This window comes from Psychrobacter sp. TB55-MNA-CIBAN-0194, assembly GCF_040309505.1.
GTDB classification, from domain to species: domain Bacteria; phylum Pseudomonadota; class Gammaproteobacteria; order Pseudomonadales; family Moraxellaceae; genus Psychrobacter; species Psychrobacter fozii.
On sequence record NZ_JBEOOW010000156.1, the window covers coordinates 1 to 283 of the forward strand.

The 283-nt window shown below is 46.3% G+C and carries 1 protein-coding gene; it reads right to left on the minus strand.

Annotated features, from left to right (window positions below):
• Nucleotides 1–29: 29 nt before the first annotated feature.
• A partial coding sequence (locus AAEY75_RS14645) for a hypothetical protein (protein ID WP_352259972.1) occupies nt 30–283 on the minus strand: 254 nt, incomplete at its 5' end.

Sequence of the window (283 nt, forward strand, 5' to 3'; positions counted from 1 at the left end):
GTATATGATCGGAAAGTGTTAGACATTGATTAAGCCAGCTCGGTCACTAAGATTTTAGCTTTTTCACTATCGGTCGCAGGGCGGATCTGCTCGCGCTCGGTGACAAAAACCACATTGTCATCTCCTTGCTCACTATTGACGAAATGACGGAAGCGTTTGAGCTTTTCGCTATCGGTGATGGTGGCTTTCCATTCACACACATAGTTGTCGATCAGCAGTTGCATCTGCGCCTCTAGCTCATCAGCGATGCCTAAACTGTCTTCAATAATGACCGCTTGTAGAT